This is a genomic window from Actinosynnema sp. ALI-1.44 (genome assembly GCF_001984155.1).
Lineage (GTDB): Bacteria > Actinomycetota > Actinomycetes > Mycobacteriales > Pseudonocardiaceae > Kibdelosporangium.
On the sequence record NZ_MTQO01000054.1, the window covers coordinates 156,270 to 182,369 of the forward strand.

Here is a 26,100-nt window from a genome sequence, read left to right on the forward strand (position 1 = left end):
CTGAGGTGCGGTTGGCCAGCGTTGGGCCTTGTGTCATGCCGTCCCCTCTCAAAGGTTCTCCCACAATAGACGTCCGTGGGCACGGGAGGGGTTCAGTTCACGCGGCCTTGGCCGAAGCCTGCTCCTCCGTCGGTGGTGGGTCTACGGGGGTCCGGTGGCGCAAGGAAAGCAGTCCGCCGACGACCAGGGTGATCACCACGCCCACCACCGGGTACCACGGGTAGGCGAGGCTGACCGACGTCGCGGTCGGCTTGCCGAAGTCGACCCCGGCGAACGCGCCGGTCGCCTTCGTGAACTTCAGCCCGAGGATGACGAACGCCATCACCACCACTGTTACGAGGAACGCCACGATCGCGTCGAACTGCCTGGCTCTGCGGAACATCAGGCCGAGCAGGAACGCGCCGAGCAGCGCGCCGGACGTGAACCCCGCGATGGACAGTCCCTGCTCGACGATCGGCTGGCCGCGCTCGAAGAACGTGGCGAACAGCCCGGCGAACACGGTCAGGATGGCCGCCCACACCAGTGTCCAAACGCGACCTTGGCGGAGCACTTCGCTGTCGGTGAGCGGGCGCCGCTTCACCTTCTGGATCACGTCGGTGACGGTGGACGATGCCAGTGCGCCCAGTGACGAGCTCAGCGCCGCCGCGAGGATTCCGGCGAGCACGAACCCGGACCAACCGGACGGGAGCTCCCTGATGATGAACGTCGGGAACAACTCGTCGTTGTTGCCCAGCCCGAGCGCCTTCGTCGGCGAGGCGCCCTGGTAGAACGCCCACAGCATCACGCCGATGAACAGGAACAGGGCGAACTGGAAGAACACGACGACACCGCTGCCGATCAGCGCCTTCTGGCTGGCCTTGACGTCCTTCGTCGCCATCAGCCGTTGCACGATCAGCTGGTCGGCGCCGTGCGAGGACATCGACAGCACCGCGCCGCCGATCACCGCCGTGATCAGCGCGTACTGGTTGCTCAGCAACGGCGACGACACGTCGAACAGCTGGAACTTGTCGGCGTCGACGGCCTTGCCGAACCAGCCGTCCGGCAGTTTGCCCGCCAGCGCGATGATCACCACGGCGGCGCCGAGGATGTACCAGAGCATCTGGATCGCGTCGACCCAGACGACCGCGCGGACACCGCCGAAGTAGCTGTACACCACCATCGCGACACCGAGCGCGACCACGATCCACCAGTAGCTCACGTCCGGCATGCCGAGTTCGGCCAGCACGACCTTGATCGGGATGGCGGTGGCGAACAGCCGCAGGCCGTCGGCCAGCAACCGCGTGAACAGGAACGTCACCGACGCGGTGCTCTGGATGCCGTTGCCGAACCGCTTGCCGAGGAACGCGTACGCCGTGACCAGGTCACCGGCGATGTACTTGGGCAGCAGGACGAACGAGACGACGATGCGGCCGATCACGTAGCCCAACGCGAGCGACAGGAACGTCATCCCGCCCGCCTCGGGTGTGGCGAGGTAGGCGACGGTCGGCACGCTCAGCACGGTCAGGGTGGACGTCTCGGCGGAGACCACCGAGAGGCAGACCACCCACCACGAGATCTTGGACTCGCCGACGAAGTAGTCGTCGGACGATTTCTGTCTGCCGCCGATCAGGACTCCCAGCAGCGGCATCCCGACTAAGAAGATCGCGATGATGGCGAGATCAAGAACGCGCAAGGTGCCCTCCCAGTGTTTCCACGACTCGCAGTTGGCTCACGTTGTCTGCCGCTGGGGCGGGCATGCGCAACGGATCGCGGCCCGGCGTGATGCTGCCGAGCAGCCGCGGTCCCGCGCCGGTCCGCGGGTCGGCGGGGATTCCGTGCCACGTCAGGAAACCGAGCAAGGCGGTGAGATAGGCCTCCTTGGCGTCGCTCGGAACCCCCAGTTCATCACTCGTCACGACGTCCAAGCGGCGAGCCAGCGCGGCCATCAGGGCGGGGTTGCGGACCCCGCCGCCCGACGCCACGACACGGCTCGGTTCGCCGGGCCCCGCGCATGCCCGCGCGATGGTGACGGCGGTCAGTTCGACCAGGGTCGCCATCAGGTCGGCCGCGCCGACCTCGGGCACCTCGGCCAGTGCGGCGTTCAGGTAACCGGCGTTGAAGTGCTCCTTGCCGGTCGACTTAGGCGGGTCCAGCACGTAGTACGGGTCGGCAAGCAGGTGTGCGAGCAGGTCCTGGCGGATCGTGCCCGCCAGCGCGAGCGCGCCGTCCTCGTCGAACGGTTTGCCGGTGAGCTGCTCCGCGGCCGCGTCGAGCAGCGCGTTGCCGGGACCGGTGTCGAACGCCGTGCCGCCGGGCAGCGTGATGTTCGCGATTCCGCCGATGTTCAACGCGATTTCCGCGCGCAGCCACATCCGGTCGAACAACCCGGCGAGCGGGGCACCGTGCCCGCCCGCGGCGACGTCACGCACCCGCAGGTCGGAGATCACCGGCAGGCCGGTCAGCTCCGCGATCCACGCGGGCTGGCCCAGTTGCAGCGTGCCGAGGCAAGTGCCGTCCTCCACCCAGTGGTGGACGGTCTGACCGAGTGACGCGATCACGTCAGCCGGGCCGAACTCGCTGATGGCGGTGGCGGCGGCGTGCGCGAAGGACTGGCCGATCCGGGTGTCGAGCTTGCACAGCTGTTCGGCGCTGGTGCCGCGGGACGCCATGGTGAGCAGTTCGTCACGCAGGTGTGGCGGATAGTCCAACTCGGTGTGCCCGGCCGGTGCCAGCTCGATGACGCCCTGGTCGATCCGCATGTCGGCCACGGCCACGTCGATGGCGTCCACCGAAGTGCCCGAGATCAGGCCCACGACCCGGCAAGAGTCCATGAACGAGTGGTGTATTCCACACAACGGGATAGCGCAAGAGCTGTCGTTAATTCTTGACCTAAACGAGTTAAGAGCGGTTGAAGCTTGTCGAAGGCGTGGATGCGAGGATGACCCTGTGTCCACCGAACTCATCGTGATCCTCGCGGTCGTCCTGGTCCTGATCGCCATCGGCGTGGTCACCGGCCTTGTGCTGGCCAAGCGCCGCCGGGTGAGCCTCACCGACACCGAACGCAAGCCGGTCGAGGAACGGGCGAAATACCAGGCGGACAGCGGTATCAGCCTGTCGTCCGGCGGGAGCGGGACGGCGACGGTCGAACCGCCGGTGCACCCGGTCGAGGACCGCACGGAGGTCGACGGCCAGCCGGGAGTCGGCGACGACGCCGCGGTGCCGAGGGATTCCGAGAAACGCGACATAGTCGACATTCCGCTGCCCGACGCGGTCGAGGCGCCAGCGGAAGAGCCGGTGGAAGCACCGGTCGAGATCGACGAGATCGAACCGACCGCCGGACGGCTGGAGCGCCTGCGCGGGAAGCTGGCCCGGTCGCGCTCGACGTTCGGGCAGAGCCTGCTCGGGCTGCTCGGCGCAGGCGACCTGGACGAGGATTCCTGGACCGACGTCGAAGACACCCTGTTGCTCGCCGACCTGGGCGCGGCGACCACGGCGGAGATCATCACGAAACTCCGCGACGAACTGACCTCACGCGGCGTCCGCACCGCGGCCGAAGCCCGTGCGGTGCTCCGCTCGGTGCTCGTCGAAGCACTGCACCCGGAAATGGACCGCTCGGTGCGTGCCCTGCCGCACGACGCCAAACCCGCCGTCGTACTCGTCGCAGGCGTCAACGGCACCGGCAAGACGACCACGACCGGCAAACTGGCCCGCGTCCTGGTCGCCGACGGCCGCTCGGTCCTGCTCGGCGCGGCCGACACCTTCCGCGCCGCAGCCGCCGAACAACTCGCCACATGGGCAACGCGCGTCGGCGCGGAGGTTGTCCGTGGCAAGGAAGGCGCCGACCCCGCCGCCGTCGCGTTCGACGCGGTCAAACGCGGCACCGACGCCGGTGTCGACGCGGTGCTCGTGGACACCGCAGGCCGCCTGCACACCAAAACCGGCCTGATGGACGAGTTGGGCAAGGTCAAGCGAGTGGTGGAGAAGCAGGCCAAGATCGACGAGGTGCTGCTGGTGCTCGACGCGACAACAGGGCAGAACGGCCTCACCCAGGCCCGCGTGTTCTCCGAGGTGGTCGACGTCACCGGCATCGTGCTGACCAAGCTGGACGGCACGGCCAAGGGCGGCATCGTCTTCCAGGTGCAGCGCGAACTGGGCGTTCCCGTGAAGCTGGTCGGGCTCGGCGAGGGCGCGGACGACCTGGCGCCGTTCGAACCGGGCGCGTTCGTGGACGCCCTGCTGGGATAGGGCCTGCCACACTCTGCAACGCTATGTCTTCTTTGCCCGGAACCTGCGAGGATGCCCCAGCGGGGATGATTGGCCTGGGCTACAACGGTTCCGTGGGGGGTGCCGCTGCGAGTCCCCGCCTTCGTGTCTGAAGGGGACAAGGCTTGACATCGCGAAGATCCGCGCGCGTTTCGGCGTGCGCGTTGGCATTGGCGTGCCTGGTGGCCGGTGCGCCGCAGGCCGTCGGTCGTCCCGGCGATTCCGGGCAGGACGCTCCTGTCGAACTGACCGCGCTGGGCACCGAGACGACCAGGGTGTTCCAGAACCCGTCCGGCACAAGAACTCTGGAGGAATTCGTCCGGCCGTTCCGCGCTCGCACGGCGCAGGGGTGGGCGCCGGTGGACACCACGCTGGTCCGTGATCCCGACGGCACGGTGCGCCCGAAGGTCACACCGATGAGGATCCGGCTGTCCGGCGGCGGCGCCGTCGCGCTCGCGTCGCTGGAGCGCGACGGGAAGAAGCTGGCACTGTCCTGGCCCCGCCCACTGCCGGAGCCGGAGCTGGACGGCGACACGGCCGCGTACCGAGAGGTCCTGCCGGGCGTCGACCTCCGGGTCACAGCCGATGTCGACGGGTTTTCGCAGGTCCTGGTCGTGCACACGGCCGAGGCCGCGGCGAACCCCGAGCTGCGGGAGATCAAGTTCGCCACGTCCGGCCTGACGATCAAGGCAGGCGAGAACGGCACGAGCACGGCCGTCGACGACAGCGGGAACGCGGTCTTCGTGTCCGGGCAACCGACCATGTGGGACACGCCCGTGGCCGCGAGGTCCGCCGCGCCGCGGGAGATCGAGCACCGGCCGATGGGGCTCAAGGTCGGTGACAACGAGCTCACCGTCGTGCCGGACGCCGGGATGCTCACGGCACCGGACACGAACTTCCCGCTGTACATCGACCCGTCCTACAGCGGCACGCAGTACCGCTGGACCTCGGTGAACTCCTACTCGCCGGACACCGAGTACTGGACGTCACAGCGTGACTCGGCTCGTGTCGGCTACCAGAGCTACTCGTCGCCGACCTCGCGTTACCGCTCCTTCTTCCAGGTCAACACGGCTCCGATCGCCGGTGCGCAGGTGCTGAACACGTGGTTCGCGGTGACGCTCGACCACTCGGGCGCGTGTGCGGCGACCCCGGTCGACCTGTGGCACACCAGCGCGATCAACGAGGGGACGAAGGTCACCTGGAACACCTCGAAGAACTGGTGGACCACCAAACTCGACACCCGCTCCGGCAACGCCAACGAGGGCGGCGGCTGCACGACGACCCAGCCGGACCTGCCGATGGAGTTCGGCTCGGCCGCGCTCAAGACTCTCGTGCAGAACACGGCCAACGCCAAGACGGGCACGCTGACGTTCGGCCTGCGCGCGGCGAACGAGAACGACGCGGCGCAGTGGAAGAAGTTCCTGCCCGCGACCGCACGGCTCGTCGTGGAGTTCAACAACAAGCCACGGGCGCCGGTCGACTTCACCACCGTCCCGCCGACGCCGTGCGGCACAGCCGCAGCACCGACCGCGTTGAACACGGCCTCGCCGTCGTTTTCGGCGATCGCGTCCGACCCTGACGGTGACAATGTCCGTGGACGGCTGGAGATCCTCGACGGCGACACGGTGAAGCACACGGCCGACAGCCCGTTGTTCCGGTCCGGCGGGGCGTTCGCGTGGTCACCGGTGGCCGCCGGTGTGCTGCCCGAGGACCAGCCCACGAAGGTGTTCAACTACCGGGCGAGGATCATGGACACCCTCGCGGCGAGCACGGACTCCCCGCGCTGCTACTTCACGGTCGACCGGACGCGTCCCGTCCCGCCGACGATCACGTCGGCGGACTTCCCGGACAACACCCCCGTCCGGTCGGTCGGCGAACTCGGCACCGTCACGTTCACCAGGGGCGGGACGGACACCGACATCGCGGGCTTCCGCTACGGCTTCCAGCAGGACAAGACGACGATGTGGGTGGCCGCCGACGCCAACGGTTCGGCGACCGTGCCGATCACGGTGTGGGATGACGAGTCCAGTCGCCCGCTGTACGTCAGGGCCGTCGACAGGGCGGGGAACATCAGCCCGTCAGGTCCTTCGTGGACGCTGACGGCGAACGTCCGCACGGTCCCCGGCGCAGCGGTCCGCGCGGACACCAACGGCGACCGGCGCGCGGACTTCGCGATGCTGTTCGACCAGGGCAACGGCCGGACGGCGGCGTGGAACTTCCTGTCGACGGGCGGCGGGTTCTCCTCGGGCTACGTCGGCTGGGACACCGATGTCAGCGGTGGTTTCCCGATGTACCGGATCAAAAGCGCGAACGGCGATTTCGACGGTGACGGGCGGTCGGACATCGCGGTGCTGCGCGAGGACCCGGACCGCAAGGTGCGGCTGTACCTGCTGCGCTCGGACAGCAACCGGTTCAACGCGGAAAGCGAACCCGCGTGGACGGGCGACTACCGCCTGTCCCACCTGCGGATCACCGCCGGGGACTTCGACGGGGACGGCGACGACGACCTGGCCGTGTTCCAGGGGCTGACCGGAGCGCAGACCAAGCTGTGGATCCACACGTCGGGTGGTGGCGTGTTCTCGGCGCCGGTCCAGCAGTGGGACAGCGGCGCCAACGGCTTGGACGTCAACCACCTGACGCCGGTCGCCGGGGACTTCGACGGCGACGGCGACGACGACATCGCCGCGTTCCGCGGTGCCCCGGGCACCACGCAGACCAAGCTGTGGCTGCACGTCTCGAACGCCGGAACGTTCGTGGCGCCGGTGTCGCAGTGGGAAAGCACGGCGTTCGACCGGTCCAAGGCCACGTTCGTGAGCACGAACGTCAACGGGGACGCGGCGGGCCGGGACGAGATCGTGGCCGCCTACAACCGGGGCGCGAACTCCACCCAGTTCCAGATCTTCACGTCCGGGACGAACACGTGGACGACGTCGGTCGGCTGGGAGAGCACGGCGTTCGACGCGGTGAAGTCCTCACTGGCGGCCGGGGACTTCAACGGCGACGGCAAGGGCGACGTCGCGACCCTGTACGACACGGGCAACGGCCAGCGCCAGATGTACACGTTCGCCTCGACCGGATCGGCCTTCGCGGACAAGCGAACCGACTGGCAGGGGGCGGTCGCCGACGTGGCGGACAAGGTGTACATCGAACCTGGCCGCAAGTACCGCCTGCAGCCGAGCCACAGCGAGAAGTGCTCGGGCACCCCGTCCGGCAACACCGCCGACGGTGGGGCGTTCCAGCAGCAGGACTGCGTGGCCACGGCCGCGCACCAGCAGGTGGAGCTGGACCGGGTGGGCAGCACGCCGTACTTCCAGATCAAGACGGCGGCGGGCAAGTGCCTGGACATCCCCGGCTGGAAGCTGGAGGACACCATCGGGATCACCCAGTACACCTGTGAACCGACCGGTGCGCCCCAGGCCAACCAGCAGTTCCGGCTGGACTACGTCAGCGGGAGCGGGATGGACGTGGTGGTCCAGCCCAGGATCGTGCACAGCGACAAGTGCGTGACCGTGAGCGGTGCCAGCACCGCGAACAACGCGGCCATCGTGCAACAGGCCTGTGCCAACGCGGCGAACCAGCGCTACATCCTGCGCATCGAACCCTGAAAAACCCTCGTGAGTGTTTCGGCCGGTAGAACCGGCCGAAACCCTCACGAGGGTTACTTGGCTAGCTGTAGCGGGGGAAGTCCTCGGCTATCCAGCGCAGGGCCTCCTCAGGGGAGTCCTTGACCGCTTCCTTCAGGAACACCAGGATGTCCAGCCGTCCGACGTCCTCCAGCAGGACGGCGAGCGCACGCAGTTCCTCCCACCGCTCCGGGTCCGGATCGGCGATCTCACGGGAGGCCAACGCCTCCAGTTGCGGATCCCGCATGTCGGCGGGCAGCCCGACCAGGATGTGCCTGGCGCGGGTCGCGTACGGCGACTCGCCGAGGGCCGCGTGGAACAGTTCGGGCAGCAACGCCTGGACCAGTTCCGGCCGTTCCGGCGCACGGTCCGCGATCAGCCGCAGCGCCGTGTGGTGGCTACGGCCCGATGCGAAGATCGCCCGCAGCTTCGCCACGAGGTCCTCGTCGGCCAGCACCGCGTCGCCCGCTTCACGGTAGGACGCGGTGGCTCGCTCAAGCGCCTTCCACGCCTTGTCAGCTCTGTCCACCGATCAGCCCTTTGGTCTCGTGCTCTTGATTTTCCGGACATACTCCCACGGCAGGCCCTCGACCTTCGCCTTGTACTCGCTGAACTTCATCTTGCGGGTGGCGTAGATCGTGTGGTGGCCGGGCGGGTCGTTGTCGAAGACCCAGTCGAGGCCCTCCGGGAGCTGGGTTCCCTTCGGCAGCCGCCACATCGGCCCACCGCTCGTGTTCTTGGCCAGCGCTTCCTCGTTGTCGAACGTGGACTGGCCGTGGTACTTGCCCTCCGTGCCCGGTTGCGGCAGGACGTCGTCCCCGTCGAGTTCGAAGTCGTCACCGGCTCTCCTCGGGTTCACCTGCGGCCCGACCGTGGTGTTCTTGCCGGTCGCGACGAGCTCCGGCGTGGGTTCGCGCTTCTTCTCCTTCTGCTTCTTGCGGGGTTTGCGCGGCTGCTCCCGCTTCTTCTTGATCTTCTCCTTGATCTTCTTGTAGACCCGCTTGACCTTCTGGATCGCCTTCTTGATCCGCTGGACGTTCTTCTTGCCGATCCACTTGGCGATCTTCTTCTTGGCCTCTTTCCAGACCCGGGACTTCTGGATCTTCTTGATGATCTTGGGCACCCAGACCCGGACGGTCTTGACCACCATCACGGTCACCCAGCGGGCCACCTGCACCCACTTGATGCCGATCTTCTTGGCCAGCCAGGCGAGGCCCTGCACGATCTTCTTGCCGACCCACACCATGACGCGTTTGAGCACCGGCACGACGAACCGTTTCAGCACCGGCACGAGCACCTTGACCGCCACGACACGCGCCACGATCACCCAGAACCGGCCGTCGGGGTCGGAATAGGTGGTCGGGTTGTTGTTGGCGTAGGCGTACGCGTTCATCTGCTGCGGCTCGGCGAAGTCGATCTCCGGGTCGGCCGAGACGAACTTGCCCGTCGTCGGGTCGTACGCGCGTTCGCCGAGCTGCGTCAGACCCGTGTCGGCGTCGATCGTGCCACCGACGAAACCCTGCTGGCCCGGCCATGACGCCGGAGCTTCGCCACGCACGGAGCCGAACGGGTCGGTCCGCCGCCGCGTCACCTCCTGCGTCTGCTCGTCGATCGAGAGCTCGGCCGTGCCGACGTGGTTGGGGTCCAACCAGTGCAGCCTGTTGTCCGCGGTACGGACAGCGATGGTCTCGTCGTCGTGCACGTAGTGCCGCGTGCCCTGCGCCACGCCCGCGGGCGTGAGCAGTACCTCGGTGGTACCGAGGTACAACGTGGTTCCGCTGCTGTCACGGCGGATCAGGCGTTCACCGTCCGCGTCGTACAGGTACGACGTGACCTTCTGGCCGTCGGTGACCTTGGTCAACTGGCCTTCGAGGTCCCACTCGAGGGTCTGACCCTTGCGAGCGGTCGTGTTGCCGTTCGCGTCGTAGCCGTAGTCGTCGACCTTCGTGCCCTGCGGCCCGTTCGTGGTCACCTTCTGCACGGCGTGCGGACGGGCCTGGCCGGGCTCCGGATACGAGTAGGTGCTGGACGTGGTCTTGCCGTCCGGGGTCACCTTGGTCTCGTTGGTCCGGTTGCCGACCTTGTCGTAGGTCCACCCGTGCCAGTACGGCGCCGGGCCACCCAGGTTCGCCGAACTCGGTGGTGTGGCGCAGTTCCCGTCGCGAGGAGTCCACGCGCCGGTCATCCGGCGCAGGTAGTCCTGCTGGAAGCACTGCGTGTCGGCCGGTTCCCCGGTGTCGGCGGCCGGCTGGTTGTGGATCCGGGTGATGTTGCCCGCCGGGTCGTAGCCGAACTGCGTGTTCGCCACCATCCGGCCGGGCGTCTCCCGCTCGGTCACCGTCCGCGCCAACCGGCGCGTGCCGATCTCGTACTCGGCGGACCGCTTGACCCACTTGCCACCTGCGGACAGCGTGACCTGCTGCGGCTCCGAGTACGGGGTGTAGGTGGTGTTGGTGACGTACGACGTCTTGCCGGACAACGTGGTCGCCAGACCGAGGCTGTTGTAGCCGTAGGTCAGCGTCTCCTCGGTCAACCCACCCGCCGCGGGCATCGTCGCCGTGGCGATGTCACCGTCCTGCCGGTAGGTGGTCGAGAACTTGTACGTCCCGGCCAGCTTGCCTTCCGACTGGGGGATGGTGACGGTCATCCCGGTCGGCCGGTTGCCCGCGTCGACACCGGTCACCGCCTGGGTGTACGCGTTGCCGTTGACGTACCGCGTCGACGACGCCGGCACGCCCGGAGCGGGAGTGCCGTCCGCGAGCTTGTCGAACGTCCACTCGGCACGCTTCGGCCCGGCCAGCGACCCCTCGTGGATCGCGGTGTTGCGGCCGATGTCGTCGTACGCGAACGCCAGCACGTTGCCCTTGGCGTCCTTCTTCGTGGCGAGTTGGTCACCGTCGTCGTAGGTGAACTCGGTGACGCCACGGTCCGGGTCGGTCGTCTTGACCTCACGGCCGAGCAGGTCGTACTCGTGCCGCCAGACGTTGCCCGCCGGGTCGGTGACGGTTTCGAGCTGGCCGTGCGGGGTGTAGGTGTACGTCGTCCTGTCGTAGTCCCCGGACGGCGACTTGCCCTTGTACTGCCGCAGTTCGACGAGCCTGCCCTCGGCGTCCATGATCTTGCTGGTCGGGGTGGCCCCGTCCGGCGGATCGACGTCGTAGCGGCTGCCCGCGTACGAGTGCGTGGTCCGCCACTTCTCGACGCCCTCGACCTTGAAGATCTCGGCCGTCAGGCGGTCCTCGCCGTCGTACTCGAACACGGTCTGCGCCGGCAGCATCGCCTCGTCCGGCGTGACCACGTCGGTGCCGGGCGGGGCGTCGTTGTAGTACGGGCCGTTCGTCTTGATCTCGAGCCCACGCGAGTCGTAGATCGTGTCGGTGATGACACGCCCGCCACCCGGCGCGGGATCCTGCGACTGCCGTTCACGCATCTGGCCGTCGAGCAGATCGATGTCGGTGACGTACTGGCCGTCGGGCTGCAACGTCTTGTTGATGACCGCGTTGGGCCCGTTGGTGCGCACCAGGTAGCTGTGTTCGGTGCTGGGGCTTTGCGAACGGCTCCGGCCCGGCAGCCACGACTTGACCACGCGGCCGAGCGGGTCCATCGCCTTCTCGGTGCGCCTGCCGTTGGTGTCGGTGATCGCGACCGGGTCGCCCCACGCGGGCTCGTACTCGGTGCTCGACGTGTGCCCGAGCGGGTTGGTGGTCGTGACCTTGGTCAGCGGACCGCCCACACTGGACTCGTACTTCGTCGTGCTCTTCTTGCCGAACACGTCGGACGCCTCGACCGCACGGCCGTAGCTGTCGTACTTCGTGCGACCGACGGTCTTGAACGTCGGTGCGCCGTTGGCCCAGCCGTTGAGCTCGTCACGACGCGTCGGCTCACCACGAACCGGTGCCGCGCCGAGGGTTTCGTTGTCGTCGTAGTACGTACGCTCGACGTTGACGAGGTCCGCGGGGAGGCTGGCTGTCTTGTCACACGCGACCCGGACCGTCTCCTCCTGGTATTCCACGTCCAGGACGTACGTCTGCGGGTTGTGCGTGTAGCTGTAACGGGTGCACGTGTCGTCATTCGGGTTGTTCAGGTCGTGCAGGTTCTCCGAGCGGATCAGCAGGCCGTTGTCGTCGAAGGTGTTGTTGGACCCCGACTTGAACTGCGTGCCGTCCGCGTCGACCTCGGTCTGCCGGACCGCGGACTCGCCGGTCCTGCGTGCCTTGGTGGTTCCCCATGTGCGGACACGGGTCGCGGTCGGTGCGGACACCCACTGGTCGCTGATGGACCGTTCGGTGACCTTGCCGCCCGACTTGTCGTAGGTGATCTTCTCCCGCTCGGCGCCCGCGAGTTCGTTGCTGTCGTCGATCGCGACACCGTTGGAGTCGACGACCTTGACGTCCTTCACACCACCCGCGGCCGTCTTGTCCTCGTCCATGCCGCGGAAGAACAGCGTCTCGGTCTGCTCGCGCTCGCCGCCTGCCTGGCCCTTGAGCGTCTGGACGCGGTCGTAACCGCGCCACTGCGACCAGGTCTTGCGCTCGGCCGGGATCAGGCCGTCTTCCTCGTCGTGGTGCCACGCGGGCGTGCCGACGTACTTCATCTCGGTGACCTGCGGCGCCAGACCGGTGGTCAGGTCCTTCTCGGTCACGTCGGACACCACGTACTTGTGGAACCAGTCGAAGCGTTCCTTGGCGAGGTCGTCCAGCGAGTCCGGCGTCCACTTCAGCGGGTGGCAGCGTTTGGCGTTGCTGTCCTCCACCGGCAGGTTGCCCGGTGCGGCGCACTCCTTGGGCAGGTAGTTCACCGCGATCTCGCCGCCGGTCTCGGTGCGGATCGCCTTGAGCCGCCACCAGTTCATCGGCGGGATGCCCTCGATGCCGTCCACCCGGTTGGGCATCTGGACGCCGTCGAAGTTCACCTCCGGCAGGCTGGCGCTGCCGCCGACCAGACCGGTCCGCTTGAGCGACGCCAGCCACATGCCCGCCCGCGTGCCGTCACCGGGCGCGGGGAAGGAGTGCGTCAGCGTCCACTCGTCGACGTTCTTGAACGCGTTGGTGTTCCACACCTTGGTGGTCACCTTCGCCAGCCGCTTCTGCGACCAGAACGTCGGCGTGTACTTGTTGGCGCAGTTGGTCGTGCTGGTGCACTGCTGGTCCAGCGGGGTGTCCGGCCAGTTCTGCGGCTTGCTCGTGACGCACTCGCTGCCCGGGACGCACCGGTCGGCGACGGTGAACGAGACCTGGCCGATGGCGGGCTTGGTGTAGACCTCGCCGTCCTTCTGGCCGTAGTCGATGCGCTCGAGGTAACCGTCACGCACGTAGCTGCTGACCTTGGTGGCGGTCATGTTGCGCGCGTAGTTGTTGGTCTCGGTCTTGTAGAAGTAGCTCATCGTGTTGCCGTTGGAGTCCACGACGTAGTCGAGGTTCCACCGCCACGCCTGCTGGCACCACGAGGTGTCGAACGACCCGGCCTTGTAGCAGTCCTCACCCGAGTGATTGCCGAACACCGGCGCGGTCCACGTGGAGTTCGTGGTCGCCTTGCCGGTGGCCCAGCCGGGGAGCTTGTTCAGGCCGAAGAAGTACTGTGTGCCGTCCTTGGTCGTGATCTTCCAGGCTTCGCCGTTGTTGTCGCCGTTGTCCTTGCCGGACAGGCGCTCGATCTTCGACCCGTCGTCGCTGCGCAGCCGCCACGCGCCGGTGGCATCGTCGCGCACGAGCTCGCCGCCGCTGCCGTTGAGCTGCAACGTGGCGTTGTCGGTACGCCAGCACAGGTCACCGGTCTTCTTGGAGTTGTTGCTGTCCTTGGTGTCCGTGGAGCAACTGGCGTACCGGCGCTCGATGTAGCCGCCGGGGTTGAAGTCGAACCCCTCGCCGACCCAGCTCGGCTGGTTGTTCGTCGCCGAGGTGTGTGCGTCCACCGAGCCCGACGAGTACGACAACGCCATGTCGGGGTCGGGGCCGTCCAGCGCGGGCGGGGCCTCCATCTCGTACTGCCACGAGAAGTCACCCGACGACGCACCCGACGACCAGGTCGAACCCGGCGACAGCGAGGACGCCTGGAAGTCACCGGCTCCCGACGAAGGGCCCGCGGTGACCGCGAACAGCTGGTTCTCGCGCGGGGTGACGTCCGCGGCGAGCGTGCCGTTGCCGTCGTTGCGTGTGCTGACGGTTTTGGGTTGGCAGTCGACAGCTTCCGGTGTGGTCAGCGCACAGTCCGGCAGCACGGCCAGTTTGAGGCGGTTGGCCCAGTCGCCGCCGAAGGCGTCGCGGAAACCGGAGTAGTCGACCTCGACGGACAGCGGCTGGTTCGCCGCTCCCGCCACCCGGAACGCGGGTCCGTCAAGGCGCTTGTCGAGCACCTCGACCCGGATGACGTCGTTGTTCGCGCGTGCCGCCGCGGTTTCCTTGCGGGACACCCGGATCGGGCCGGGTGCGGCGGCGGCGCGCTGCTGTGCGCCGACTTCGGTGACGGATGGTTTGGGCCACTCGACCTTCGGCGATCCCCTGAGCGCCTTCTCCTCGGCGGCGTCCGGTCCGCTCGGCTGAGCCGGGACAGTCCGCACCGGGATGGATTTCTCACGCTGTGCCGACCACGCGGCGTCGGGATCAGCCGCGGCGACCGGCGCGGTGATCGTGACCAGACCGGCGGTGACCGCGAACGCGATCCCCACTCCCGCCAGCCGGTGTCTTCTTCGAATCATCCTGTTGTGCCCCTCCAGCTAAGGCAACCCCCCAGACCCCCAATCCTTGTGGGCGGTGTCTACCCGGATCACCGTTTTGCACAATGTCGCAAAGTGGTTCTCAAAGCGGTGATCTTGTGTTAAACCAGTGTGAGATCGCTGGAGTCGGTGCAGCTCAGAGGCTGTCTGATAAAGTGGGAACGGCCGCTCAATCCGGTGATCGGAGTAATCCGTTGTGATATTCACCAGGCGATGATCATCGGGTGAATATAAAAAGTATCGACAATTGTTTCGGGGTGTCGAAATGCTGGCGTCAACCCGACGATCGGGTGTGCAGGGTTTCCGAGATCGCCTCGGCGATCCGCTGCACGATCGGCGCCACCTTCGGCACGATCTCGTCGGTGAGCCTGCCTTCCGGCCCGGACACGGAGATCGCGGCCGGACTGGGCGTTCCCTTGACGGGAACGGCGATGCAGCGCACGCCGAGCTCCTGCTCGCCCTCGTCGATGGCGTAGCCGCGGGTGGTGATCTCGGCGAGGTGCCTGATCAGCGGCTCGGGGTCCTGGAACGTGTTCGGCGTGTACGCGGGCATTCCCGTGCGCTTGAGCAGTTCGCGGACGTCGTTGGGCGCCATCTGGGACAGCATCGCCTTGCCGACGCCTGTGCCGTGCGGCAGCAGGCGGCGCCCGACTTCGGTGAACATCCGCATCGAGTGCCGTGACGGCGCCTGTGCGACGTAGACGACCTCATCGTGCTCCAGCACCGCCAGGTTCGCGGTCTCGCCGACTTCGTCGACCAGTTCCGCCAGCAGCGGCCGGGCCCAGGTGCCGAACTGCCGTCCCGCGTTCTCGCCGAGGCGGATCAGGCGGGAGCCGAGCGCGTAGCGGCGGTTGGGGTGCTGGCGGACGTAGCCGAGCGCGACCAGCGTCCTGATCAGCCGGTGGATGGTGGGCATGGGCAGGCCGGAGGCCGACGCCAGTTCGGACAGGCTGGCCTCGCCGCCCGCGTCCGCCAGGCCTTCCAGTAGGTCGAAGGCGCGCTGCAGAGACTGCACACCGCCGTTGGTCCCTGGGGCCAATGCCGTCTCCTCGTCACATTGAAGTTCCGCTATCCAGAAATTATAGTCCGAAGTGCAGAAGAAAGGAGCACCCTCTTGTCCGATTCTGATCGGATCCTGACGCCTGAGGCCACCGCGTTCCTGGCCGGCCTGCACAGCGCGTTCGGTGCCCGACGAGACGAACTGCTGGTCAAGCGGTCCGAGCGCCGCGCGGAAGCCGCCAGGACCGGCAGGCTGGACTTCCTGCCGCAGACCGCGGGCGTGCGGTCGGCGGACTGGCGCGTGGCGCAGGCCCCCGAGGACCTCACCGACCGGCGGGTCGAGATCACCGGCCCGACCGAACGCAAGATGGCGATCAACGCGCTGAACTCGGGCGCCCGGGTGTGGCTCGCCGACCTCGAGGACGCGAACACCCCGCACTGGGACAACGTGGTCGGTGGCCAGGTCAACCTGTACGACGCCGTGCGCGGGACGATCGAGCTGACCACGCCGGAGGGCAAGGAGTACAAGCTCAAGCCGGGCAGGCACGCGACCATCGTGATGCGGCCCCGCGGCTGGCACCTCGACGAGCGCCACCTGGAGTTCGACGGCAAGCCCGCGGTCGGCGCGCTGGTCGACTTCGGCCTGTACTTCTTCCACAACGCGAAAGAGCTGCTTGAGCGCGGCAGCGGCCCGTACTTCTACCTGCCCAAGATGGAGAGCCACCTCGAGGCACGGCTGTGGAACGACGTGTTCACGCACGCGCAGGAGCAGCTGGGCATCGCGCACGGCACGGTCCGGGCCACGGTGCTGATCGAGACCATCCCGGCGGCGTTCGAGATGGAGGAGATCCTCTACGAGCTGCGCGACCACGCCTCCGGCCTGAACGCGGGCCGCTGGGACTACCTGTTCAGCGTGATCAAGTACTTCCGGGACGCGGGCAAGGACTTCGTGCTGCCGGACCGCAACTCGGTCACCATGACCGCGCCTTTCATGCGCTCGTACACGGAGCTGCTTGTGCGCACGTGCCACAAGCGCGGCGCGTTCGCGATGGGCGGGATGGCCGCGTTCATCCCCAACCGCCGCGACCCCGAGGTCACGACCCAGGCGCTGGCCAAGGTCCGTGACGACAAGAGCCGCGAGGCGGGCGACGGGTTCGACGGTTCGTGGGTCGCGCACCCCGACCTGGTGCCGGTCTGCCAGGAGGTCTTCGACGGCGTGCTGGGCGAGCGGCCCAACCAGCTGGACAAGACGCGCGACGAGGTCTCGGTGACCGCCGACGACCTGCTGAACGTCGCCGCCACCCCCGGCTCGGCCACGGACGCCGGTCTGCGTGCTGCCGTGGACGTCGGCGTCCGGTACATCGCGTCCTGGCTGGGTGGCAACGGCGCTGCGGCGATCCACAACCTGATGGAGGACGCGGCCACCGCCGAGATCTCCCGTGCCCAGGTGTGGCAGTGGGTCCGCAACGGCGTCGTGCTGGACAACGGCGCTCCGGTGACCGCTGAACTGGTCCGTGAGGTGCTCGCCGAGACGCGCAAGGAGCTGGACGGCCTCGCCCACCTCGACGACGCCGTCGAGCTGTTCGACCAGGTCGCGCTGGCCGACGACTTCGTCGACTTCCTCACGCTGCCCGCGTACGCGAAGATCGACTGATGCTGCTCGACGGACCGGCCGTCGCGTCGCTCACCGCTCGCCTGTCCGAAGTGGACAGACGACGGGCGGCGCGGTACCCGGGTGGCCGCGGCGGGCGCCAGCCGGTGCACACCTGCTACGTGCCCGCATCCCGGATCGGGCCGACCACCCCGCGCGACTGGGGCGAGCAAGCGCTTGCGGCCTTCGCGGACCACGGCTTCGACCTCTCGCCCGACCTGGCCGAACGGGTCAAGACGAAGCTCGTCCGGGAACCGGTCGAAGACCTGCGGATCGACTTCGAGGACGGCTACGGCGCGCCGGGAACCGAGGACGACGACGCCCGCCACGCGGCGAGCTGCCTGGTCCGCTGGCACGCCGAGGGCATCGCGCCGTTCTCGTCCGGGCTGCGGATCAAGTCCTTCGACACGCCCGCGCTGCGCGACCGCGGCATCCGGACCCTGGACATCTTCCTGGAAGTGCTGCACGACCTGCCGCCCGGTTTCGTGATCACGTTCCCCAAGGTCACCGCGGCCGAGCAGGTCGAGGTCTTCGCCGAACTGCTCGGTGCGTTCGAGGACCGCCTCGGCTGGCGGCGCGGCTCGCTCACCTTCGAGATCCAGGTGGAGACCTCGCAATCCATTGTGGACAGCGAGGGGCGGCTCGCCATCCCCGCGTTCATCGCGGCCGGTGGCGACCGGGTGGTCGGCCTGCACTTCGGGACCTACGACTACACGGCCGCCGTCGGTCTCGGCGCGGGGCAGCAACATCTCGGACACCACGCGTGCGACTTCGCCAGGCACGTCATGCAGGTCTCCGCGGCCGGAACCGGGGTCCGCCTGTCCGACGGGTCGAGCAACGTCCTGCCGGTCGGTGACACCCCGCAGGTGCTGGCCGCCTGGCGCGTCCACTACGGACTGGTCCGGCGTTCGCTCGAACACGGCTTCTTCCAGGGCTGGGACATGCATCCCGCACAGCTGGTCTCGCGGTACGCGGCCGTGTTCGGCTACTACCGGGAAAGCCTGGCCGACGACGCACGACGACTTGCCGCGTACGCCGAACGCGCGGATGGTGGAGTACTCGACGAACCAGCCACTGCGCAAGCGCTCTCGGCATCGCTGTTGCGCAGTGTGGACTGTGGAGCCGCAACGGCCGAGGAGATCACCCAGGCGACGGGTCTCTCCATGGACGTGTTGCGCGCGTACCACAGAAGGGCGGTTTAGTTGACCAGTCCGGCGACAGTCACCACGCGCGGCGGCATCGGCACGAACGCGCAACGTCCCGATGGCGCGCCGCCCTGCACCAACGAATCGACGGCCCGCTGGACAGCCACAAGACCGTCGAGGCGCTCGGTACGGACGTGATCGACGAGGTTGTGGAATGGCGGCACCGCCCGACATACGCCCTTGACCCGGACACCGGCCAGGGCGACGCCCATGTGCAGTACGCGTTCGCCGCACACCGCGCGGTCGTGGACGTCGACGTGGACCTGGGCCTGGTGAAGGTGGTCGAACTCGCCTGCGCCCAGGACGTCGGCAAGGCGATCAACCCGGAAGCGGTGCTCGGCCAGATCCACGGCGGCACGGCGCGGGGCCTCGGCCTGGCGGTGATGGAGGAGATCCAGCTGACGGACGGCAAGATCCGCAACCCGTCCTTCACGGACTACCTGATTCCCACCGTGCTCGACATGCCGCCGATGGTCGTCGACGTCCTCGAACGCCCGGACCCGCACGCGCCGTACGGGCTGCGCGGTGTCGGCGAACCGCCGACGATCTCGTCCACCCCGGCGATCGTTGCCGCGATCCGGGCCGCGACAGGCATGGCGCTGGGTCGTGTCCCTGTCCGACCGGAACACATCGCGCGAACCGGCTAGAAGTCGAACCACGGCTGGTCAGGCGCCAGGATGGTGGACTTGGCGCCTGACAGTCAGATCTCGGCGATCTCCTCATCGAGCGTCGTGATCACCGCTTCGATGTCCGGGAGCGCCAAGTCGTGCAGTGCCTCCGCCACGATCAGGACCGACGATGTCTCGCCCGGTGCCGGGTGTTCCTCGGCCTGCGAAAGTCGCGTACTGGGTGGGCTTCATCCCCATCGCCGAGAACGTGGAGCGGATCCAGGCGATCGGCGACAGTCGGGGCCGGGGTGATTGCCGTGACGGTGAGCACCCCGGGCACCAGGGCGGGGAAGTCGCGCCGGACCTCGGGTGAGTGCGAGAAACGCATATCGCACCCTACTGACGGCTCGTCCCGGACCAGGCTAGAGATAACGCTCGAAGAACCGCCGGATGTCCGAGTTCTGCGCCCGGACGGACCGGGCGGGGTCGATGGTGCCGACGAAGGGTTTGAAGTGGTCGGCCGGGAACCCGAGCGGCTTGACCAACTGGGGCAGGATCGGCTGCAGATCGCTGAAACTGTGGTGCCTTGCCCCGGTGTACACCACGGATCGCTTCGGTCCCTTCTGGTTTCCCCAGAACTGACCCCAGCTCGCGTCGAACGCCGTGTCCGGCGAGTGGTCGACGACGCTGCCGTCCGGCATGTCGAACTGCCCGCCCATCAGGAAGAACGGCCGATCCAGCCCCTGCTTGGCCACCTCGCCGAACTCGGGGAACATGGCGCCGTCCATGTTGATGCCCGCGTCGATCCGCCGGTCGCGCAGCATCGCCTCACCGGCGGTGAACCCGCCGTACGAATGGCCGAACATGCCGACCCGCCGCAGATCCGCCGAACCGTCGAGCCACCGCTGCTTGCCCAGTTCGTCCAGGACGAACCGGGTGTCGGCGACCCGCGCGTCCAGCGCCGTGCCCATCTTCTCCCACGGGATCGTGATGTTCTTCTCCACCCGGCCGCCGGGGAACTCGACTGTGGTCTCGAAGGTGTGGTCGATCGTGACGACGATGTAGCCGTGTGAAGCCAAGTCCTGGACCGCGGTGGTGCCGATGGCCCGTGGTCCGCCGAAACCGGGGGAGTAGAGCACAACCGGACGCTTGCCCCGCTTGACGGGTGCGTCGACGTGACCGGCCGAGCGTGTGCCCGCCCAGTCCACCGAGCCCTGGGGAACGTTGGCCGGAGGCGCGGCGGCGAACTCCTCGATGTCGCCGACCAGACCGTTCGGCAGCCACGGCGCCTTCGGGTAGCGCCATGCGTCGTCGGCCGGGTACCAGACGTTGATCATGAGTTCTCGTGTGCGGTCCGGTTTCCACGGGTCCGGCCGGTTCGCGTCGACCAGGTGCAGCGCCCGCGTGCCGACCTGGTGGTGCCCGGTCGGCGAGGGGAGTGTGAACGTCACTTTGGCCGCGGCCGAGGCGGTGACCGGTGCCCCGACCAGCACTGCTGCGCCCACCACCCCTGCGGCAAGCGTTTTCGTGAGTAGCGACATGCCTCCACCTTGCCCGGCAGCGAGGTCATCGCGCCTCATTCCAAGGGTTGATCGCCAGCCCACGTGTGCGTGCCCGGCTTAGGTCACCAACAGCTCGAGACGGCGCAGGGCGATCTTGGCCAGCTCGCCGTTGACGATCCGCAGCTCGGTGGCCGCGTCGTTGCCGAGCCGGTCCTCCAGGATGCCGAGCAGCTCCTCACCGTCGCGACCGGACGCGTACACGAGGTAGATGTGTCCGAACCGTTCCTCGTAACGCTGGTTGGCCTCAAACAGACGTGACTCCAGTGACCGCTCTACTCCGGACTGTTCGGCCTGTGACCATGCGTCGCCGTCCTTGCGTTCGCCGATCCTGGGGTGTGCGGCCATGGCCAGGTGGAGTTCGTCGTTGCTCAGTTCGCTTGCCCGGGACCTCGCCACGGACAGTAATGTCGCACGATCGGCGAACGGTCTCATGGCGAGCACCTCGTCGGCCCACCTGGGCACCGCGAGACAATCTCTCAGCAACGGACGCAGGTCGTCGGCTGGGGCCGTGTTGAAACGGTGCAGGTTGACGGCAGGCACGGGCCCACATTAGCCCGGAGAAGTGTTTCACGAAGCGGAAAGAGGGTGGCAGGTGCTGGACCTGGTGTTCCGGGCCCGCAGGATGATCACCTCGGCTGGTCAGACCGAGGGGACCGTCGGCGTGCGGGAGGGGCGCATCGTCGCCGTCGAGCCGTTGAACAGTGCGCTGGACGCCGACCGGGTGATCGAGCTCGGCTCCAACCAGGTGTTGCTCCCCGGTCTCGTGGACACCCACGTGCACGTCAACGATCCCGGCCGGACCGAGTGGGAGGGCTTCAAGACCGCGACTCGGGCGGCGGCGGCCGGTGGTGTCACGACGTTGCTCGACATGCCGCTCAACAGCCTCCCGCCGACCATCGACGTGGACGCCCTCGAGGCCAAGCGCAAGACGGCCGAGGGCAGGCTGCACATCGACGTCGGGTTCTGGGGCGGTGCCGTTCCCGGCAACCTCAAGCAGTTGCGGCCGATGCACGAGTCGGGCGTGTTCGGGTTCAAGAGCTTCCTGCTGCACTCCGGCGTCGACGAGTTCCGCCACCTGAGCTTCGCGGAGTTCGAGGCGGCGCTCACCGAGATGAACCGCTTCAACGGGCTGATGATCGTGCACGCCGAGGACGAGCACACCATCACGCCTGCGCACGGCCGCAAGTACGCGGACTTCGTCGCCTCCCGTCCGCCCGAGGCCGAGAACGCCGCGATCAAGCGGGTGATCGCGTTGGCCAGGGAGACCGGGGCGCGGGTGCACATCCTGCACCTGGCGTCGGCCGAGGCGCTGCCGATGATCGCGGAGGCCAAGCGCGAGGGCATCGAGCTGACCGTGGAGACGTGCCCGCACTACCTGACGTTCGTCGCCGAGGAGATCCCGGACGGCGCCACCCAGTTCAAGTGCTGCCCGCCGATCAGGGACGCCGCCAACCGGGAGGCGCTGTGGCAGGGCCTCAAGGACGGCCTGATCGACTTCATCGTCAGCGACCACTCGCCGTCGACCGTCGAGTTGAAACGTTTCGACACGGGTGACTTCGGCGAGGCGTGGGGTGGCATCGCGAGCCTGCAGCTCGGCCTGCCTGCCGTGTGGACGCAGGCGCGCCGCCGTGGCCACACGATGTTCGACGTCGCCGAGTGGATGGCGCACCGTCCAGCCAAGCTGGCCGGTATGCGGCACAAGGGCCAGATCAAGCCGGGCTACGACGCGGACTTCTGTGTGTTCGCGCCGGACGAGGCCTTCGTCGTCCAGGCCGAGCAGTTGCACCACCGCAACCGCGTGACCGCGTACCACGGCATGCCGCTGGCCGGTCGGGTCGTGTCCACGTGGCTGCGGGGCATCAAGGTCACCGGCGAGGAGATGCACGGTGATCTGCTCGGCAGGGAGGACGCATGACCTTCGTGGAGAACCCGGACCTGGCCAGCCGCAGGTTCGGTGGCTCGGTGGTGTGGGCGAACGACGAGCTCTTCGCCGAGCGCGAGAACCTGATCAGGGCGAGTGAGCCGGTCTTCCAGATGTACACCTTCGGTCACAAGGGACAGGTCTACGACGGCTGGGAGACCAGGCGACGCCGTGCGGACGGTGTCGACCAGGCGATCGTCCGGCTGGGCATGCCGGGCGTGATCAAGGGCGTCGTGATCGACACGGCGTTCTTCACGGGCAACTACCCGCCGTTCGCGTCGGTGGAGGCGTGCGGCGTCGAGGGGTATCCGAGCCCGGACGAACTGACCGGGTGGACGACGGTGGTGCCGCGTTCGCCGCTCGCCGGTGACACCAAGAACCTCTTCGAGGTGACGGACACCCACCGCTACACGCACGTGCGGTTGACGATCTATCCGGACGGCGGCGTCGCGCGGCTGCGTGTGCACGGGTCACCTGTCGCGGACCCGAACTTCCTCAACTTCGACCACATGGACCTGGCCGCGTTGGCGAACGGCGCGGAGATCGCCGACTGCAGCAACAAGTTCTACTCGTCGCCCAGCAACCTGATCGCGCCGGGACCAGCCGCGGTGATGGGCGAGGGCTGGGAGACGGCGCGGCGCCGGGACGACGGCAACGACTGGGTGTCGCTGCGGCTGGCGGCCAAAGGGATCATCCGGCTGGTCGAGCTGGACACGACGCACTTCAAGGGGAACTCGCCCGGCTGGGCGTCGGTCAGCTGTGCGGACGCGTCCGGCGAGTGGATCGAGCTGCTCAGCCGTGAGCGGTTGCAACCCGACACTCGCCACCTGTTCCGGGTGGCCGATGAGCACGAGGCCACCCAGGCCCGGCTGGACGTCTACCCGGACGGGGGGATGGCCAGGTTGCGGCTCTGGGGCTCGTTGACCGAGGAAGGCCGTGGGCTGTTCGTCTCCCGCTGGCAGGACCGTTTGCCGTAGTTTGCGCCACGCTGGGATTGTCAATCCCATGGGCATGGCTCACTTACGCACGCACAAGGCAACGCAGGCCCTCGGCCGGTTCGGGATGATCTGTTACGGCGTTGTGCACCTGCTTGTCGCGTGGCTCGCCATTCAGCTGGTGTTCGGTGAGTCCGAACAGGCCGATCAGAAAGGCGCGGTGGGGTCACTCGCGCAAACGCAGGTCGGGCCGGTGTTGTTATGGGTTCTGGCCATCGGTTTGTTCGCGTACGGGCTCTGGCAGATCCTCATGATCATCAACGGCTACACCTGGGTGGAGAAGGGGCGCAAACGTTTCCTCCGCAAGTTCGGGGCGGGCTCGCGCGCCTTCGTCGCGATATCGCTGGGGATCTCCGCGGTCCAGATCGCCGCGGGCTCCGGCGGCGGGTCGAGCAACGACACGACCAAAGAAGGGACAGCGAAGCTGATGTCGCAGCCCTTCGGTCAGATCCTGGTCGGAATTCTCGCGCTGATCATCCTGGGAGTGGCGGTCGCGGCCGTTCGCCGTGGTGTCAAAAAACTGTTCCTGGAGGATCTCGACCGTTCCCGTCTGCCGAAACCGGCCGAGCCGCTGGGCGTTTTCGGGCACAGTTCCAAGGGTGTGGCGTACGGCATCATCGGCGTCCTCGTCGGCGTCGCCGCGATCAACGCCGAACCGGGCGACGCCAAGGGCCTGGACGGCGCGCTGAAGGCGTTGCAGGCGCAGACGTTCGGCTCGGTCCTGCTGTTCATCGTGGCGCTCGGGTTCGCCGCCTACGGCGTCTACTCCTTCGCCGCGGCCCGCGCTCACAAAGGCTGAAAACACTCACGGGGCTTGATCAGCGGAATGTGTTGCGGCGGGAGGAGATCACGCCGGTGTCGAATCCCGCGAGGTGCAGGCCACCGGCGAAGCGCGCGTGTTCGATCTTCACGCACCGGTTCATCACGACGTTCAACCCGGCTTCCTCGGCCCGTCGTGCGACGGGTTCGTGGACCAGGCCGAGTTGCAGCCACAGGGTGCGGGCACCGGCGTCGATGACTTCCTCGGCGACACCGGGCAGGTCGTCGTGCTTGCGGAACACCGAGACCAGGTCCGGCGGCTTCGGCAGGTCAGCCAGTGTCGGGTAAACCGGTTCGCCCAGCAGGGAATCCAGCCTCGGGTTGACGAACGACACCTCGTACCGCGTCGACGACAACAGGTACGTGGCAACGAAGTAGCTCGGCCGTGCGGTGTTCGCGGAAGCACCGACCAACGCGACCCGCTTGGTGTCCAGCAGGATCGCGCGCCGCTGGGCGGCGGAAGGGCCTTGCCACGTCATGCTTTCACCGCCTGTGTGAGCGCCTGGTCGATGTCCCACAGGATGTCCTCGACGTCCTCCAGCCCGACCGACAACCGGATCAGGTCGGGACCGACACCGGCCGCGGCCAGGTGCTCGTCCGACAACTGCTGGTGCGTGGTGGACGCCGGGTGGATCACGAGACTGCGCGCGTCGCCGACGTTGGCCAAGTGGCTCAACAGCTCCACGGACTCGACGAACTTCTGCCCGGCCTGGCGGCCACCCTTGACGCCGAACGAGAACACAGCGCCCGGTCCGTGCGGGAAGTACTTCTGCGCCCGCTTGTGATGCGGGTGCGACGGCAGGCCCGCATACCCGACCCACGCCACGCGGTCGTCGACCGACAACCGGGAGGCCACTTTCCGCGCGTTGGACACGTGCTCGTCCATCCGCTGCGGCAACGTCTCGACGCCTTGCAACAGCAGGAACGCCGAATGCGGCGAGAGCACCGCGCCGACGTCACGCAACTGTTCGGCCCGCAGGCGCGTGCAGAACGCGTATTCGCCGAAGTTCTCCCAGTACCTCAACCCGCCGTAGGACGGGACGACCTCGGTCATCCGGGGGAAGTTGCCGTTGCCCCAGTCGAATCGGCCGGATTCGACGATCACGCCGCCGAGCGTCGTGCCGTGCCCGCCGAGGAACTTCGTCGCCGAGTGCAGCACGATGTCGGCGCCGTGCTCCAACGGCCTGCACAGGTACGGCGTCGCCAGTGTCGCGTCCACGACCAGCGGAATCCCGTGCTCCCGAGCGAGCTCGCCGAGGCCTTCGAGGTCGGCGATGGCACCGGACGGGTTGCCGATCACCTCGGTGTAGATCACCTTGGTGCGGTCGGTGATCGCGGCGGCGTAGGCGTCCACCTCGCCGTCGACGAACGTCGTCGAGATCCCCAGGCGGCGCAGCGTGCCGTCGAGCTGGGTGACCGTGCCACCGTAGAGGCCGCTCGCCGACACGATGTGGTCGCCTGCCTCGGCCAGCGCGGTGAACGTGAGGAACTCGGCGGCCTGCCCGCTGGCGGTGGCCACCGCCCCGATCCCGCCTTCGAGGCTGGCGATCCGCTCCTCGAACGCGGCGACCGTCGGGTTGCCGATCCGGCTGTAGACGTTGCCGTACTTCTGCAGGGCGAACAGGTTCGCCGCGTCGGCGGTGTCCTCGAAGACGAAACTGGTCGACTGGTAGATGGGCACCGCTCTGGCCCCGGTGGTCGGGTCGGGTGCGCCACCAGCGTGCAACGCCCGCGTCCGGAAACCCCACGTCCGTTCACTCACC

Annotated in this window: 17 protein-coding genes and 1 pseudogene; 9 read left to right on the plus strand and 9 right to left on the minus strand. The window is 67.8% G+C overall.

Going from position 1 to position 26,100, the window contains the following annotated elements; genetic code table 11:
• Positions 1-97: 97 nt before the first annotated feature.
• Both ALI144C_RS47670 and ALI144C_RS47675 read right to left on the minus strand, forming a co-directional pair.
• A complete protein-coding gene (locus ALI144C_RS47670; RefSeq protein ID WP_076993932.1) occupies positions 98-1,672 on the minus strand; it encodes a sodium:solute symporter in 1,575 nt (524 codons plus the stop codon).
• On the minus strand, positions 1,659-2,810 hold the full coding sequence (locus tag ALI144C_RS47675; RefSeq protein ID WP_076993933.1) for an anhydro-N-acetylmuramic acid kinase: 1,152 nt from the start codon (positions 2,808-2,810) through the stop codon (positions 1,659-1,661). The genes ALI144C_RS47670 and ALI144C_RS47675 overlap by 14 nt, the downstream gene beginning before the upstream one ends.
• A 115-nt stretch (positions 2,811-2,925) precedes the next feature.
• Between ALI144C_RS47675 and ftsY the strand changes: the two genes are divergently transcribed.
• A complete protein-coding gene (gene ftsY, locus ALI144C_RS47680; RefSeq protein ID WP_076993934.1) occupies positions 2,926-4,224 on the plus strand; it encodes a signal recognition particle-docking protein FtsY in 1,299 nt (432 codons plus the stop codon).
• 143 nt (positions 4,225-4,367) lie between these two features.
• Positions 4,368-7,847 carry an FG-GAP-like repeat-containing protein gene (locus tag ALI144C_RS47685; protein WP_143231323.1) on the plus strand — a complete coding sequence of 1,160 codons (3,480 nt, stop codon included), beginning with the start codon at positions 4,368-4,370 and terminating at the stop codon, positions 7,845-7,847.
• A gap of 61 nt (positions 7,848-7,908) precedes the next feature.
• Here ALI144C_RS47685 and ALI144C_RS47690 read toward each other — a convergent pair whose 3' ends face one another.
• From ALI144C_RS47690 to ALI144C_RS47700, 3 genes are all read right to left on the minus strand, one after another.
• On the minus strand, positions 7,909-8,394 hold the full coding sequence (locus tag ALI144C_RS47690) for a hypothetical protein (protein WP_076993936.1): 486 nt from the start codon (positions 8,392-8,394) through the stop codon (positions 7,909-7,911).
• A gap of 3 nt (positions 8,395-8,397) precedes the next feature.
• The gene (locus tag ALI144C_RS47695; RefSeq protein ID WP_083754032.1) at positions 8,398-14,559 is read right to left on the minus strand and encodes an RHS repeat domain-containing protein; all 6,162 of its coding nucleotides are present in this window, start codon (positions 14,557-14,559) and stop codon (positions 8,398-8,400) included.
• 292 nt (positions 14,560-14,851) lie between these two features.
• Complete coding sequence (locus ALI144C_RS47700) at positions 14,852-15,616, minus strand: IclR family transcriptional regulator (RefSeq protein WP_076993938.1); 765 nt, start codon at positions 15,614-15,616, stop codon at positions 14,852-14,854.
• A 75-nt stretch (positions 15,617-15,691) separates the two neighbouring features.
• On the opposite strand from ALI144C_RS47700, the gene aceB reads away from it, so the two are divergent.
• The 4 genes and pseudogenes from aceB to ALI144C_RS55045 all read left to right on the plus strand — a co-directional run bounded on the left by aceB (position 15,692) and on the right by ALI144C_RS55045 (position 19,413).
• Positions 15,692-17,230, plus strand: a complete 1,539-nt coding sequence (gene aceB / locus ALI144C_RS47705) for a malate synthase A (RefSeq protein ID WP_076993939.1) — start codon at positions 15,692-15,694, stop codon at positions 17,228-17,230.
• Entirely contained in the window at positions 17,230-18,429 is a 1,200-nt protein-coding gene (locus ALI144C_RS47710; RefSeq protein ID WP_076993940.1) for a DUF6986 family protein, read from the plus strand. The genes aceB and ALI144C_RS47710 overlap by 1 nt, the downstream gene beginning before the upstream one ends.
• A 119-nt stretch (positions 18,430-18,548) precedes the next feature.
• Positions 18,549-19,079: pseudogene (locus tag ALI144C_RS47715) on the plus strand (molybdopterin cofactor-binding domain-containing protein); the annotation flags it as partial.
• Positions 19,080-19,230: 151 nt separating this feature from the next.
• Complete coding sequence (locus ALI144C_RS55045) at positions 19,231-19,413, plus strand: hypothetical protein (protein WP_143231326.1); 183 nt, start codon at positions 19,231-19,233, stop codon at positions 19,411-19,413.
• A gap of 49 nt (positions 19,414-19,462) precedes the next feature.
• Here ALI144C_RS55045 and ALI144C_RS47720 read toward each other — a convergent pair whose 3' ends face one another.
• Both ALI144C_RS47720 and uraD read right to left on the minus strand, forming a co-directional pair.
• Positions 19,463-20,581 (minus strand): alpha/beta hydrolase family protein, encoded by a 1,119-nt coding sequence (locus tag ALI144C_RS47720; protein ID WP_083754033.1) that lies wholly within the window; start codon positions 20,579-20,581, stop codon positions 19,463-19,465.
• 78 nt (positions 20,582-20,659) lie between these two features.
• Positions 20,660-21,142 (minus strand): 2-oxo-4-hydroxy-4-carboxy-5-ureidoimidazoline decarboxylase, encoded by a 483-nt coding sequence (gene uraD, locus ALI144C_RS47725; RefSeq protein ID WP_076993942.1) that lies wholly within the window; start codon positions 21,140-21,142, stop codon positions 20,660-20,662.
• A 55-nt stretch (positions 21,143-21,197) separates the two neighbouring features.
• On the opposite strand from uraD, the gene allB reads away from it, so the two are divergent.
• The 3 genes from allB to ALI144C_RS47740 are packed head-to-tail and all read left to right on the plus strand — an operon-like array spanning position 21,198 to position 24,317.
• The gene (gene allB, locus ALI144C_RS47730) at positions 21,198-22,517 is read left to right on the plus strand and encodes an allantoinase AllB (protein WP_076994798.1); all 1,320 of its coding nucleotides are present in this window, start codon (positions 21,198-21,200) and stop codon (positions 22,515-22,517) included.
• Positions 22,514-23,500: an allantoicase gene (gene alc, locus ALI144C_RS47735; RefSeq protein WP_076993943.1), complete on the plus strand. Its 987-nt coding sequence runs from the start codon at positions 22,514-22,516 to the stop codon at positions 23,498-23,500. The genes allB and alc overlap by 4 nt, the downstream gene beginning before the upstream one ends.
• 28 nt (positions 23,501-23,528) lie before the next feature.
• A complete protein-coding gene (locus ALI144C_RS47740) occupies positions 23,529-24,317 on the plus strand; it encodes a DUF1206 domain-containing protein (RefSeq protein WP_076993944.1) in 789 nt (262 codons plus the stop codon).
• A 19-nt stretch (positions 24,318-24,336) separates the two neighbouring features.
• Here the strand turns inward: ALI144C_RS47740 and ALI144C_RS47745 are convergent, their stop codons facing one another.
• Positions 24,337-24,816, minus strand: a complete 480-nt coding sequence (locus ALI144C_RS47745) for a CoA-binding protein (RefSeq protein ID WP_076993945.1) — start codon at positions 24,814-24,816, stop codon at positions 24,337-24,339.
• Entirely contained in the window at positions 24,813-26,099 is a 1,287-nt protein-coding gene (locus tag ALI144C_RS47750) for an O-acetylhomoserine aminocarboxypropyltransferase/cysteine synthase family protein (protein ID WP_076994799.1), read from the minus strand. The genes ALI144C_RS47745 and ALI144C_RS47750 overlap by 4 nt, the downstream gene beginning before the upstream one ends.
• Position 26,100 lies beyond the last annotated feature (1 nt).